Origin of the sequence: Sphingobium sp. Ant17 (assembly GCF_000588875.1) — a bacterium.
GTDB lineage: Bacteria > Pseudomonadota > Alphaproteobacteria > Sphingomonadales > Sphingomonadaceae > Sphingobium.
This window is the reverse complement of sequence record NZ_JEMV01000005.1, coordinates 30,952-44,687: the sequence shown is the minus strand read 5'-3', so window position 1 is coordinate 44,687 and position 13,736 is coordinate 30,952. Positions and strand designations below refer to the sequence as shown.

Annotated in this window: 10 protein-coding genes and 4 pseudogenes; 8 read left to right on the top strand and 6 right to left on the bottom strand. The window is 62.7% G+C overall.

Annotated elements, in window-relative coordinates; all coding sequences use genetic code 11:
- Positions 1 to 218: 218 nt before the first annotated feature.
- Positions 219 to 416 (bottom strand): annotated as a pseudogene (locus BF95_RS28700) (TonB-dependent receptor plug domain-containing protein); the annotation flags it as partial.
- Positions 417 to 825: 409 nt separating this feature from the next.
- On the opposite strand from BF95_RS28700, the gene BF95_RS03795 reads away from it, so the two are divergent.
- Positions 826 to 1,575 carry a ParA family protein gene (locus BF95_RS03795; protein WP_043149487.1) on the top strand — a complete coding sequence of 250 codons (750 nt, stop codon included), beginning with the start codon at positions 826 to 828 and terminating at the stop codon, positions 1,573 to 1,575.
- Here BF95_RS03795 and BF95_RS03790 read toward each other — a convergent pair whose 3' ends face one another.
- On the bottom strand, positions 1,576 to 3,873 hold the full coding sequence (locus tag BF95_RS03790; protein ID WP_043149589.1) for a putative bifunctional diguanylate cyclase/phosphodiesterase: 2,298 nt from the start codon (positions 3,871 to 3,873) through the stop codon (positions 1,576 to 1,578).
- A gap of 117 nt (positions 3,874 to 3,990) precedes the next feature.
- Positions 3,991 to 5,727 carry a fatty acyl-AMP ligase gene (locus tag BF95_RS03785; RefSeq protein ID WP_051519842.1) on the bottom strand — a complete coding sequence of 579 codons (1,737 nt, stop codon included), beginning with the start codon at positions 5,725 to 5,727 and terminating at the stop codon, positions 3,991 to 3,993.
- A 185-nt stretch (positions 5,728 to 5,912) separates the two neighbouring features.
- On the opposite strand from BF95_RS03785, the gene BF95_RS03780 reads away from it, so the two are divergent.
- The 6 genes and pseudogenes from BF95_RS03780 to BF95_RS30585 all read left to right on the top strand — a co-directional run.
- On the top strand, positions 5,913 to 6,440 hold the full coding sequence (locus tag BF95_RS03780; RefSeq protein WP_043149588.1) for a regulatory protein RecX: 528 nt from the start codon (positions 5,913 to 5,915) through the stop codon (positions 6,438 to 6,440).
- 302 nt (positions 6,441 to 6,742) lie between these two features.
- Positions 6,743 to 6,877, top strand: coding sequence for a hypothetical protein (locus tag BF95_RS30280; RefSeq protein ID WP_268747142.1), 135 nt, complete (start codon positions 6,743 to 6,745; stop codon positions 6,875 to 6,877).
- Positions 6,878 to 6,995: 118 nt separating this feature from the next.
- Positions 6,996 to 7,553 carry a hypothetical protein gene (locus BF95_RS03775; RefSeq protein WP_043149484.1) on the top strand — a complete coding sequence of 186 codons (558 nt, stop codon included), beginning with the start codon at positions 6,996 to 6,998 and terminating at the stop codon, positions 7,551 to 7,553.
- A 473-nt stretch (positions 7,554 to 8,026) separates the two neighbouring features.
- Positions 8,027 to 8,551, top strand: coding sequence for a DUF192 domain-containing protein (locus BF95_RS03770; protein WP_043149482.1), 525 nt, complete (start codon positions 8,027 to 8,029; stop codon positions 8,549 to 8,551).
- Positions 8,552 to 8,749: 198 nt separating this feature from the next.
- A pseudogene (locus BF95_RS03765) lies at positions 8,750 to 9,147 on the top strand (NADH:ubiquinone oxidoreductase subunit NDUFA12).
- Positions 9,144 to 9,551, top strand: a pseudogene (locus BF95_RS30585) (DUF2155 domain-containing protein); the annotation flags it as partial. The pseudogenes BF95_RS03765 and BF95_RS30585, both read left to right, overlap by 4 nt.
- A 35-nt stretch (positions 9,552 to 9,586) precedes the next feature.
- Here the strand turns inward: BF95_RS30585 and aat are convergent.
- Positions 9,587 to 10,336, bottom strand: coding sequence for a leucyl/phenylalanyl-tRNA--protein transferase (gene aat, locus BF95_RS03755; protein WP_043149479.1), 750 nt, complete (start codon positions 10,334 to 10,336; stop codon positions 9,587 to 9,589).
- A 105-nt stretch (positions 10,337 to 10,441) separates the two neighbouring features.
- Here aat and BF95_RS03750 point away from each other — a divergent pair.
- Positions 10,442 to 11,658 (top strand): annotated as a pseudogene (locus BF95_RS03750) (dipeptidase).
- A gap of 130 nt (positions 11,659 to 11,788) precedes the next feature.
- Here BF95_RS03750 and BF95_RS03745 read toward each other — a convergent pair.
- On the bottom strand, positions 11,789 to 12,592 hold the full coding sequence (locus tag BF95_RS03745; RefSeq protein ID WP_043149477.1) for a LytR/AlgR family response regulator transcription factor: 804 nt from the start codon (positions 12,590 to 12,592) through the stop codon (positions 11,789 to 11,791).
- Positions 12,589 to 13,695, bottom strand: a complete 1,107-nt coding sequence (locus tag BF95_RS03740; RefSeq protein WP_043149475.1) for a sensor histidine kinase — start codon at positions 13,693 to 13,695, stop codon at positions 12,589 to 12,591. Before BF95_RS03740 ends, BF95_RS03745 begins: the two co-directional genes overlap by 4 nt.
- Positions 13,696 to 13,736 lie beyond the last annotated feature (41 nt).

The following is a 13,736-nucleotide window of genomic DNA, read 5'->3' as shown; positions in this document are numbered from 1 at the left end:
TATTTGGCCACCACGCGACCGCGCACCGCCCCGTTGGCGGTGATCGGGGTGCTGATATCGCCCATGACGAAGATATTGTTCCACCGCCCAACCGATGCGGTCAGCGTTCCGGTCAGATGGTCGCTGTCGGCATGTTTACGCACCAGATTGACCGAGGCCGACGGGTTGCCCACGCCCGTTAGCAGGCCGGTGGCCCCGCGCACGATTTCGACCTGTTCATAGATGATCACGTCCAGATTGGATTCGCCCGCGCTGAATCCCTGGTCCCACTGCACAGGAATGCCGTCGATCGGATAGATATTGATGTCGAAGCCCCGCGCCGAAAAACCGTTGCGTGAACTGTCCAGCGCCTTGACCGAAACACCCGCCGCATTGTTCATCACATCGCTGAGCGTTCGGATCGCCTGATCCTCCATGCGCTGCGCCGTCATAACGGTCACGGACTGGGGCGTCTCTTGAATGCTCAGGCCCAGTCCCGTCGCTGAACCCAGTTTTTCATTGGTGGTGTAGGAACCCGTCACGATGATCTGGTCCGTTTCCGTCGCATCGACCGGTGCGGTGGCCTGCGCCTGCGCCTGCGCGGGCGCAACGAGCAGCAGCGCAAGCGGCGATGCCGTGATGGACAAAAGAATGGCGTGCGACTTTGGCATGGTGATGCCCCCCGATGACTTAGTTATATTGATATTGCGAATGATTCGCGATAGCCATATGCGTTTCTCGGCCAGGACTGTCAATCGGCTCGGACTGCGTCACTGGCACCATGGCGTACCGATGGGATGATTTGAGCGCTTGCTTTGGCGGCCGGAAGCCGTAGCTTCGCGCATCATGGCAAAGGAACCGGCATTGGCGACCATCGCTGTCTACAGCCTCAAAGGGGGCGTGGGCAAAACCACATTCGCAATCAATCTCGCCTGGGCGTCGGCAAGTATATCGAAGCGGCGCACATTATTGTGGGATCTCGATCCACAGGCGGCGTCCAGTTGGCTCGTGTCCACCGACAGCAAGAGCCGCGATGCCGCGCAGGCGATCTTCAGCAAGGATGTCGAGGTCAAGAAGCTGATTCAGCCATCGACCGTGCCGGGACTGGACCTGATCGCGGCGGACACATCGTTGCGCAGTCTCGATCATCTCTTCCGGGAGATGGACAAGAAGAAGCGGCTGTCCAAACTGATCGAAAGCCTGGGCAAGGATTATGACCGCATCATTCTCGATTGCCCGCCGGGTCTGACCGAAACCAGCGAACAAGTGCTGCGCGCCGCCGACCTCATCGTCATTCCGGTCATCCCCTCCCCCTTGTCGCAGCGGGCCATGGGCGAAGTCGCGCGCTATCTGGTCGAACGCGGCGGGGCGCATGCGCCGATTTTGCCGGTCTATTCGATGGTCGATCGCCGGCGCAGCCTGCACCGCAAAGCATTGGACGAACAGCCCGGCTGGCCCGCCATCCCCATGGCAAGCATGATCGAGCAGATGACAGTGCGCCGCAAACCGCTTGGTGCCTTTGCGCCGAATTCGCCGCCCGCCAAGGATTTTGCTGCGCTGTGGACTACGGTTGAACGATTGCTCCGAGGCGGCTGATCAGGCGATCAGCCGTTCGGGTGCCGCCGGGAACAGAGCGGTGGCGTCGCCAGCGGCCATGGGCCGCCCGAAATAGAAGCCCTGCACCTTCTTGCAACCCAATTCCAACACCATTGCCAGTTCCGCTTCGGTCTCCACGCCTTCGGCGGTCGTTGCCATGCCCAGGCTATTGGCCAGCGTAACAACGGCACGAATGATCGCCAGGCTTTCCGCCACATCCTTCGACGCGCCGACTACGAAGCTGCGATCGATCTTGATCGTGGTGAAGCGCGTGCGGCTGAGATAGCCCAGCGAACTATAGCCGGTGCCGAAATCATCCAGCGAAAGCTGGATGCCCAGCCCCAGCAACTGATCCAGCACGCGCAACGCACCGGCATCCTCGTTCATGAACACGCTTTCGGTGACTTCCAATTCCAACCGCCGGGCGTCCAGCCCGCTCTGGGCCAGCGCCGACATCACGGTCGCGACGAAGCTGGGATGGGTAAGCTGCTCCGCCGAAACATTGACGGCGACACGCACGTCGTCGGGCCAGTTCAGCGCTTCCATGCAGGCGGTGCGCAACACCCATTCGCCAATGGGCGCAATCAGCCGTGCTTCTTCAGCCACCGGTACGAATTTCGCGGGTGAAATTGGCCCCATTTCAGGATGAGTCCAGCGCGCCAAAGCCTCGAATCCGACAACCCGGCCGCTATCGGCCTGCACGACCGGCTGATAGAGGACGTGCATCTGGTCCTTTTCCAACGCCTCGCGCAACGCCAGTTCCAGCAGGCGGCGCTCTTCAGCCTTGGCATGGAGTTGCGGTTCATACGCGCGATGCACCCCACCGCCATCGTCCTTGGCGCGGTATAGCGCCAGGTCAGCGCTGCGGATCAGGGATTCGGAGTCGCGGCCATCGACCGGCGACAGCGCCGATCCGATCGATGCGCCAATATAGAGGATATGGCCGTCAATCTGATAGGAGGCCGACAATATGGCGATGATGCTGTCGGCCAATTGGGCGATGGCATGATTGTCGAGCGCAGCCGGGACGACGACCGCAAATTCGTCACCGCCAATCCGTCCGCAAAATTCCTGGCCCCGGCAAGCCTGGCTCAACCGACGTGCGACTTCGCTCAGCAATTTGTCGCCAATTTGATGGCCCAGCGTATCGTTGATCGATTTGAACCGATCGAGATCGACCATCAGAAAAGCGCAGCCAGGTCTGCGCACCCCTGCGGCCGCCACCGCCTGATCCAGGACTTCGCGCAAATGGCTGCGGTTGGGTAGGCCGGTCAGCGGATCGAAACGGGCGAGTTGCGCGATCTTATCCGCGGATTCGCGTTGCAGCGTGACGTCAGATGCTACCCCGCGAAAACCCAGAAACGCGCCATTATCGTCATGCCGAGGCGAAGCGGACAATTCCCACCAGCGCGTCTTGCCCGCCACCTCGACCGGCAGCACGAGGTTGGAGAAACTCTCGCGCCGCTTGAGGTGATCGGCCAGACTGTGCAAGCCGGCGGCGAACCGCCCGCCTTCCCAAGCGCTACCCGCCAAAATCTGCACCAGCGGCGCGCCTTCCAGCTCGCTTAGTGTCAGTCCCATCGTCTCGGCAAACCGCTTGGATGCGCCATTGATACGGCGCAGCCTGTCGGTTTGCCACAACCAGTCGGAGCCACCCTCCTCATATTCGCGCAGCAGCAGGCTCACCACTTCGGATTTCTCCGCGAGTTGCGCGGTGCTGCTATGCTGATGGGCGAAGGTCCGCGCATAGATGATGCATCCTGCGAGCAGCGACAGGGCATAGCTCGTCGCAAGACCATGCAGCGGCAATTGCAGGCCATCGCCGAACATCGCGAACAGACCTCCGATGCAGGGCAGCAGGAAGGCGGCGGCGGCCAGCGGGGTGGCGGCATAGCTGATTGCACCGCAGACCATCATGCAACTGACCAGCGTCCAGAGCGCGACCAGTTCCTCGGTTTCGCCCGCATGGGACACGATCATCATACATCCCGCCCAGGATAGGCCGAGCACAAAGGCTCCTATCCCGTGGCGACGCAAATCCCGTGCCGACAAGCCAGCATTGTCGGCGCGGCGACGGGGCCGGGCCAGCCACCAGCCAAGCAGCATGCTGCAAAGCAGCGCGGCGCTCCACGCCCCCAACAAGACGGGTGAGCAACAATGGGCAAAGACCTGCCAGACGAAGATCAGACCCAGAAGATTCATCACATGGCGCAACAGCGCGACGCCATCGGCCGCCTGAAACTGCGCTTCCAGCACGCGATGCTGGGCGTCGTCGGCGATATCGCCGAAACCCGTCATCGCCCGGAGATAGGTCCGTTCCCGGCGCTCCGGTTCGCTTGTCTGATGATCCCTCTTGCCCACACTGCCGCGATAGCGGCAATGCGTTATCATTCGGTAACTCTGGTTTCAGAAGACTCAGGCGGCGATGTCGTAGGGGCGGATTTCCCCGGTCAGATAGAGGTTGCGCGCCTTGGAACGGCTGAGCTTGCCCGAACTGGTGCGCGGCAGGGTGCGCGGCGGGACCAGTTCGACGACGCAGTTCATGCCGGTGATGGCGCGGACCCGTTCGCGGATCTGGTCGCGCAGGCGCGAGCGTTCCTCATTGTCCGACGTGCGGCAATGGACCAGCACGGCGGGGGCTTCCTCGCCGCCCGGCGTGGTGATCGCGAAGGCGGCGATGTCGCCCTGCTTGAAGCCGGGCAATTGTTCGACCGCCCATTCGATATCCTGCGGCCAATGATTCTTGCCGTTGATGATGATCATGTCCTTGGCGCGGCCGACAATGTAGAGATAGCCGTCGCTTAAATAGCCCATGTCGCCGGTATCGAGCCAGACGCGGCCAGATGCATCGGGGGCCATGCAGGCATCGGTCGCCGCCTGATCGCGGAAATAGCCGACCATCAGGCTCGGCCCGGTGGTCCAGACCTTGCCGATCTGCCGCTCGCGCAGCAGACCGCCATCTTCGTCGCGGATTTCCACGACCATATCCTTGGCGGGCTTGCCGCAATTGACGATCGAACGGAAGCGCTGCGGCCGGCCTTCGGTCGCGGCGCCGCCGGACAGGTCGGTTTCCTCGACCAGCTCGACGATGATCCCTTCGCCCGGCGGCATGATCGTCACCGCCAGCGTCGCTTCGGCCAAGCCATAGCTCGGCAGGAAGGCACTGGGCGAAAAGCCCGCATCGGCAAAGGCATCGACAAAACTCTGCATCACATCGGGGCGGATCATGTCCGCGCCATTGCCCGCCAGCCGCCAGCGCGACAGGTCGAAGCGATCCTGCGCCTTCGTCTGGCTCGACATGCGGCGCGCGCAAATATCGTAGCCGAAGGTCGGCGAATAGCTGATCGAGGTGCCGTCATTGCGGCTGATGAGGTCGAGCCAGGCCAGCGGACGGCGGGCGAAATCCTCGGTCTTCATATAATCGGTCGACACCTGGTTGGCGACGACCGACAGGAAGCAGCCGACAAGGCCCATGTCATGATACCAGGGCAGCCAGCTGATGCAGCGGTCGCTGTCCTGCACCTGCATCCCATGGCTGTGCGCCGACAGGTTGGACAGCAGGGCATGATGCGTCACCGCGACGCCATGGGGGAAGCGGGTCGATCCGCTCGAATATTGCAGATAGGCGATCTCGTCGCTCTGCGCCTGCGGCAGGGCGCAGGGCATGGCGTCGCGCGCGATGAAATCCTCGAACGCGATGCTCTCCACCGCCATCTGCCGACCGGACTCACCCGCCATGTCGGCCAGTTCACGGGGAAAGAGGAACAGCATCGGGTCGCAACTGGTCAGCTGGACATTGAGCTGGTCGATATAGCTGTCCTTGCCGCCGAAGCTGGTTGGCAGCGGCAGTGGCACCGGCCACGCCCCGGCATAGACGATGCCGAAGAAAAGCTGTGCGAAATCCGCCCCGGTTTCGGCGACCAGTGCGACGCGATCGGTCGGCTTGACACCATGGGCGATCAGGCGATGCGCGCAGGCGATAGCATCGGCGCGTAGTGCGCTGAACGGATAGGGCCGCGCCAGATTGCCGCGCGCATCATGGAAATTCAGGCCTCGCTTACCCCGCGCCGCATAGTCCAGCGCCTCGCCCAGCGTCTCGAAATCCGAGAAGCGGCGCGGCAGGTCATCGGTGGTCGGCGTTGGTGCCATCATCTGTTGCGAACCCGTCATATTGTCTGACCATATGGCCTAAAAATCGTGAAAGCGCGGCCGCTATCATCTTTGACTGCGACATGCACCGGATATTGCATTCCAGCTTTCCCTCTTAGCGGACGAGGAACGGTAAAATTCCGGCCCGACTGTGGCATAAACATGGCGCATGGCCCATGAAAGCGAATATGTCCGGCAAACGCCTCCCTCCCCCGCTCGATGAGGCAATGATGCGCGACATGGCGTTACGCCATGTCGCCCGCTTCGCGACCAGCCGGGGCAAGCTGCTCACCTATCTGCGCCGCAAATTGCGCGAGCGCGGCTGGGGTGGCGAACAGCCCGCCGACCCCGAAGCGCTCGCCGACCGGTTCGTGGATCTGGGCTATATCGACGATGCGGGCTATGCGGTGATGAAGAGCGCGGCGCTGGCCAACCGCGGCTATGGCGCGCGGCGGATCGACCAGGATTTGCGCGCGGCCGGGATCGGCGAAGAAGACCGGGTGCAAGCGGACGCGCAGACCGCGTCCGCAGCTTGGGCAGCGGCGGATCGCTTTGCCCGGCGCAAGCGGGTCGGCCCCTATGCCGCCGGCCCGCTCGACCCCAAGCAGCGGGAGAAGGCGATCGCCGCCTTTTTGCGGGCAGGCCATGATTATGCGCTCGCGCGACGCTGGGTGAATGCCGCGCCGGGGGAGGCGTTGGCGGAGGAGGAGGAATAGGGGATCAGGGTCGCGGCAGGGTCACAGCCTGCAAGTTCACACCGTCGCTGGCATGATTTTGCGCGGAAAAATGGGGCATAAGCGCGCGGAAAGTAACGCCGAAGCCTTGGCGACGCGCCTGTTGGGTCACAATGCGGCGCCTGTCGGGTCACAGGGACGCGCCACCCGCGCATCAGTGACGCGGCTGCCGGGTCGTGGGACGGGAGGGTGGCGCGGGCGGATCGGCGGCGGGATCGGGGTTCCATCGGCAAGGATAGACCAGACGAAATCCTATTTTGGAAGAGGGTTTTGGGTGGGCGGGCATGCGCCATCTATCCCGCCATGCCCTCGAACGGCAGGGCGACGTGGACGACATCTCAACAGCCTTGTGCGTGGGGTGGGTGCAGGAGATGGGTTCCCGCGTCGGCCTGCGGCCGCGCTTCGGCTCGCGGGAATGACGAAGAGGGGTGAGAAGGGGAAGGTCGGGTTTCGGACGGCGAAACTGGAGTAGCAGACTTATGAGTAAAATTTGGCCATAGCTCGCGCCAGCGGATTTTGCCTGGTAGGCTGACATCTATGGACCGAACCGAACCTTCCGAGGATGAGCATATTGCTCTGTATGAACGAGGCATCTATCTTCGTGGCCTGTTCATACAGCGTTACGCGGCAGTGGAGTTTTCAGTCACTCACCTCTTAATGATGTGCCGCCAACATCCCGACTATAATTCATTAGGTAATCTGCCTTTCAAGCTACCTTCCAAGCTGAAGCGGCTGGAAACGATTCTCGACATGGACGGCCCGGTGAAAGCATTCGCAGGCGAACTTCGGTCCATGGTGAGTCTGTTTGTCCAGCTTGAAGAAGATCGGCACTTTCTTGCGCACGGTTTGATGGCGACCAAGTTGAACAATCAAGGAAAGCGGATCATCGCGTTCCGGCTCTATGATCACAAGGGCGGCGTGGTCCATGCGGGTGGATTGGAAATGCCGATTGAAAAGTTCGACGATCTTGCAGGCTTGCTACATCCTGCCTCGTCGGATTTCTCTGCATTAGTTTCGAAAATTGGTCGCCAAGCTCTGTTCCCGCAATGGCAGGAATTGGGCGGCGAAAGAGGAGTATCGACCATACACGGCTGAGAACCGTCCTAACAACGGCCGCTATTGGGGGGCAACAAGTAGGCGTTGAGTAACACCTTTTGGTCGTTAACGGTCTGTCCTTTTCCTCCGCCTTTGCTGCTGTCTCGGTCGGGTGCATCAAAGACCGACTGCAACTTCTCGCGTCGTGCCAGCGCAGGCTGGCATCTCCGGCGGCGGCGGGCGGCGGGAGTCCGTGGCGCTTGTTTCAAGCCTATCGCGCCATCGCCTGAGACCCCCGCTTTCGCTGGGGCGACGCAAAACGGAGCCTACCGGAAGCGCGCAGCATTGGCATCGAGCCCCTCATCCAACTGCGCCTATCCTCACTGCGTTCGGTAAGGCTTCGTATCCTTCTCCCCCGATGGGGAGAAGGGACTGGCATATGGGGTCCGGGCGGCGTGAGTCATCGTCGTCTCCTCCAAAAAGACGGTCAATGCCCCTCCCCATCTTCCACGAAACGCTTTAGGCACGGTGCCATGATCCGCATTACCACGCTCCTCGCCCTTGGCCTGCTCGCCGCCTGTTCCAGCCCGCAAGCCGCACCCGACAATAGCGCGCAGGTGCAGGCCGCGCCCGCGCTGCTGCCGGTCGTCATTCGCACGGCCAAGGGCGCGCATCGCTTCGATGTGGAGGTTGCAATCACGCGGGACGAGCAGGCCAAGGGGTTGATGTTCCGCCGGGAACTTGGCCCCACGACCGGCATGTTGTTTCCGATGGACCCGCCGCGCACCGCCAGTTTCTGGATGAAGGATACGTTGATCCCGCTCGACATGCTCTTCATCCGCACCGACGGGACGATCGCCTTCCTGCAGGCCGAGACCGAACCCTATTCGCGCGTGCCGGTGTCGGCCGGCGTACCGGTGGCAGCGGTACTGGAACTGGCGGGGGGACGCGCGGCGGCGCTGGGCATCGCGGAAGGCGACCGCGTCGCGTGGGGCGGTTGCGCCGTGCCGCAGGAGGCGGTGGCGAGCCGCCTCAATTTCTGTCCTTCCGCGCCCTAAGGACGAGACCACGCCTCCTGCCCGTTCGCTTCGCGCGTGGTCGAGAAGCACCTGGCGCTGTGCCATGCGTTTCTCGACTTCGCTCGAAACGAACGGCGGTGGGGGTAACGTATCCGTCGCGAAGCATCCCGATCAGGCTTGCGATTCTCGCATATCCGCCTTGCCAACGCCCCGTTCCAGCGGCTAAGCGCTTGGCCTATGGGAATCCTCGGCAAGATCTTCACCTGGTGGGATGGCGCGACCATCGGCACTTCGCTCTTCACCGCTCGCAAGGGCAGCAAAGTGGGCGAGGATCATCAGGCAATGTCTATTATCAGGGCGGGGTCGATCCCAATGGCCTGACGCGCCGCTGGGTCATCTATAATGGTGCCAATGACGCCAGCCGCGTGCCGGCCGAATGGCATGGCTGGCTGCACCATTCGATCGAGGGTGCGCCCGAAAGTTTCCTGCCGCCGCCGCGCATCTGGGAACGTGAATTCACCCCCAATGCCACCGGCACGATCAACGCCTATCGCCCGTCCGGCGCGCTCGAAAAGGGTGGCCAGCGCCAGAAGGCGACCGGCGATTATGAGGCGTGGAGCCCCGACGCATCATGATCTGCCGTGCGGCGGGCCTGGCCCCGTCGATCCTGATCAGCGCCTCGTTGCTCGCGCTCGCCGCCTGCAGCGATGGCGAAGTGCCGGTCGCGAACGAGACCGGGCCGGTCAAGGTGCAAAGTGCGCCAATCCGGTCGAGTGACGCAGCGAGCCTGCCGGGTACGCCGATGGCGGATCGTAGCGCGGTCATCGGCCTGCTCAATAAACGCAACGGCCTGACCCGCGACCTGACCCTGAAACCTGGCGAGGCCGTGCGGGTGGGCGACGCCATCGTGCGCCTGCAGGCCTGCGAAACCAGCGCGCCGTGGGAAAATGTGCAGGACACCGGCGCCTTCGTGCAGCTCGACGTGCGCAGCAGCGCCGATGGCAAATGGCGGCGCGCTTTTTCCGGCTGGCTGTTCCGCGATCGGCCCGACCGCAATGTCGTCCAGCACCCGATCTATGACATATGGGTCAGAAGCTGCGCGATGGCCTGGCCCGAAAGTGGGCCGGAGACCGTTACGCTGGGTGGCAAGGGCGAACCGGCATCGGCGCGTCCGGCCAGCGGGGCGAATGCCAGTTCCGCCGCGACGCCGGACCCCGACCCCAGCACACCGGCCCCGGAGCCCAGCGCCAGTTCGCCGACGGCCGCACCCAACAACTGAAGATAGTCCCGCTGGCTGATCTCGACCGCACCCATCGAATGGAGATGGTCGGTCATGAACTGGCAGTCTAGCAGGGTGAAACCGCCGAAGCGCAACCGCGCCACCAGCCAGGCCAGTGCGACCTTCGACGCATTGGTGCGCCGCGACACCATCGATTCGCCGAAAAAGGCCTGGCCGAGTGCGACGCCATAGAGGCCGCCGACCAGTTCCTCCCCCTCCCACACCTCCACCGAATGGGCGTAGCCAATCGCATGGAGGTGGCGATAAGCCCCCTCGATCGCGCGGTTGATCCAGGTCGAGGGCCGATCCGGCGCGGGCTGCGCACACAGAGCCAGGATGGCGGGAAAAGCGCGATTGGCGGTGACGCGGAACTGGTCGCGGCGGATGGTTTTCGCGAGCGATTTCGACAGGTGGAAGCCATCCAGTGGCAGAATGGCGCGCTGCTTGGGTTCGACCCAATAGACTTCGGCGGCGTCGCGATCATCCGCCATGGGAAAGACGCCGATCGAATAGGCTTGGAGCAAAATCAACGGATCGATCATCATTACCGGACCTTATGGCGCACAATCGACACCGCGCGAAAGCGCTTTGGGCGGTGCGGGCGATTTTTCGTGATTGACCTTGTGGCATGCCGCCATAGGCTCGATGCCATGAACATCCTTCGCCTTGCGGCCCTATCGCTGCTGCTCACCCCATTGCCCGTCCACGCCGCGCCCGATCCCCATGCGGCGCGCATTGCCCGCATCCTGAAGGCGACCCCGCTGATCGACGGCCATAATGATTGGCCCGAAGCGCTGGCGGAAAGGGCCAGGGAGACCCGCTGGACGATGGACCTGACCCGGCTCGATCCGGCCACCTATCATACCGATTTCGATCGACTGCGCGCGGGCGGTGTCGGCGGGCAGTTCTGGTCGGTCTGGGTCTCGGCCGACCTGCCGCAGGTGCAACAGGTCAAGGATACGCTCGACCAGATCGGCATGGTCCACAACCTCGCGGCCCGCTATCCCCAACATATCACGCTGGTGCGCACGGCAGCGCAACTGCGCGCGGCGCACAAGGCCGGGCGGATCGGATCGCTGATCGGGGTGGAGGGCGGTGGCCAGATCGACGGCAGCCTTGCGGTGCTGCGCGCTATCGCCAGCTTGGCGCGGCCTATCTCACCCTCACCCACAGCCGGACCATCGCCTGGGCCGACAGCGCGACCGACAATCCGCAGCATGACGGCCTCACCCCGTTCGGGGAAGATGTGGTGCGCGAACTTAATCGGCTGGGCATGTTGGTGGACCTCAGCCATGTCAGCGAAGCGACGATGATGGATGCATTGCGCGTCACGAAAGCGCCGGTCATCTTCTCCCACTCCAACGCCCGCGCTCTGTGCGACACGCCGCGCAACGTGTCGGACGCGGTGCTGCGAGAGGTCGCGGCCAATGGCGGCGTGGTGATGGTCAATTTCGCCGCTCAATATGTTTCCGAAGCCCGGCGCATCTGGGGCGCGGACCGCAGCGCGGAAATCACCCGCAACAACGCCCCGCCCTTTGGCGGCCTCCACATCGGCGACCCCGAGGGCGCGGCGCTGGCACTGGCGGACTGGGAAAAGGCGCATCCCGAACCCGTCACGACGATCGCGCAGGTCGCCGACCATATCGACCATATCGTCAGGGTGGCAGGCTTCGACCATGTCGGCATCGGCAGCGATTTCGATGGCGTGGGTGCGTTGCCACAAGGGTTGGGCGGCGTCGAAACCTACCCGGCCCTCTTGTCCGAACTGATGCGGCGCGGCTGGAGCGACAGGGATATCGCGAAGCTGGCGGGTGAGAATGTGCTGCGCGTGATGGCGGCGGCGGAAGAGGTTGCGGCGGGAGGGTGAGGGTCTTGCCGATTGCTGCAAGAAAGACCCTCACCGACTGCGACTAGGCAGCAAGCTGCCAAGTCTTCGTAGCCTCTCCCGCGAAGGCGGGAGAGGGCAATGTTGCACGTCAGCCCAAAGCTGCCTCACCTCAATGCACGAAGCGCGCCACCACATCCCGGTAGGAGCGGCTGACCTTCACCTGGGCACCCGATTCCAGCACCAGGAAACATTCGCCATTGGTGTGCGGCTTGACCTGCTTCACCTGGCTCAGGTTGACGATGGTGGAGCGGTGGACGCGCTGGAAATTGCGGGGGTCGAGGCGCTTTTCCAAGTCCTTCATCGTTTCGCGCAGGATCAAGCTGTTGTCGGCGGTGTAGATGCACATATAATCGCCCGCCGCGTCGATCCGTTCGATCGAATCGACATCGACCCGGAAAATCTGACCGCGATCCTTGATGTTGATGAGCTTTTCGAAGCGGTTGGACGCTGGCCCATCCTCTTCACCCGCAGCAAAATCGCTCATCGCCTGGGGCGCGACTTCGGCCAGCACGCCGCGCAGCTTTTCCACTTCCTGCACTTGCCGCTTGTCCGACAGCCGCAGCCGCACCCGGTCGAGCGCGTCGGCCAAGCGGCCTTCTTCAACAGGCTTCATCAGATAATCGATCGCCTGCGCCTCGAACGCGCGGATGGCATGGTCGCTATAGGCGGTCACGAAGATGAACAGCGGCGGCTCAACCTCCATCATCCCCTGCACGACGGAAAATCCATCGAATCCAGGCATTTGAATGTCGAGGAACACGAGATCGGGCTTGTGCGTCTTGATCGCACGAATGGCCTCGCGGCCGTTGGTGCAGGTCTCGATGATGTCGACATCCTCATGCGCTTGGAGACGCAGGGCAAGGCCTTGAATGGCCAGGCTTTCGTCATCGACGAGGATTGTTCTGATGGTCATGCGGCCACTTTCGATGTTTCTTCCATGTTCAGCGGAATTTCGATGATAACCGAAAATCCGCTCGGGCTGGAACGTGTTTCAAAGCGCTGTCGTTCCCCGAAAGCCTGAATTAACCGGTCCCGGATGTTCGGCAGGCCCACGCCCATGCCCTCGCTGATCATCATGTGCGGCTTCATTCCACCTTCGTTCAATCCCGGACCGGTGTCCGATACGACGATCCGCACATTTTCACCGGCAGGCTGCGCGCTGACCGATATTTCCGCCCCCTCCTCCTTGGGCGTGACCGCATATTTGATGGCATTTTCGACCAGCGGCTGCAGCAGCAGCGACGGCAAGCGCGCATGGCCGACCGCCGGATCGATGATGAAGACCGGTCGCAACCGTTCCTCGAACCGCATCTTCTCAATCTCCAGATAGAGTTTGAGCGTCTCGATCTCCTGTTCGATCGTCACCTGCGCAGTCGGTTCGTTGACCAGGGTATAGCGCAGGAAGGAGGACAGCCGCGACAGCATCGCATTGGCGCGGTCGGTCTGTTTGAGCAGCACCAGCGTCGAGATGGAGTTGAGCGTGTTGAACAGGAAATGCGGGTTGAGCTGATAGCGCAGCATCGCCAGTTGCGCGTTCGCGGCCTGCGCCTCCAGCCGGAGCAGCTGGTCGGCCTGTTCCTCCACCGTCAGATAGAAGTTGATCGCATAATAGAGCGCCGACCAGGCCCCGATCAACGTCACCGACAGGTAGAAGGCGCCCAGGAACAATTGCACGCCCGCCGTCTCGCTGCCCTTATTCTGCGTCGAAAAGACCCAGGCGTCGATGAAGGCGACCAGTCCCGCCGCGATCAGGACGGTGACGATCGATACGCCCCAGGTGATGATCGGCCGTTGTTTCAGCAGGAAGCGGAACATCACCGCGATCAGCAGCGTGACCGAATAGCCGGTCGCCGTGGAGATCATCACCGGCACCAGGCTGGAGAAGGACTGGCCATTGGCGATCGTGGACGACCCGCGCAGCAGGAAGGCACCAGCCCATCCGAGCGATTGCAGGTTCCAAAAAGCGCGGTTCTTGTCAGCGAAAAAGGGCTGAGGCTGGATGCGAGGTACGGACATTGCCCGCGAGACTAGGCGATTTCCGCGCGGGGGTGAAGCCG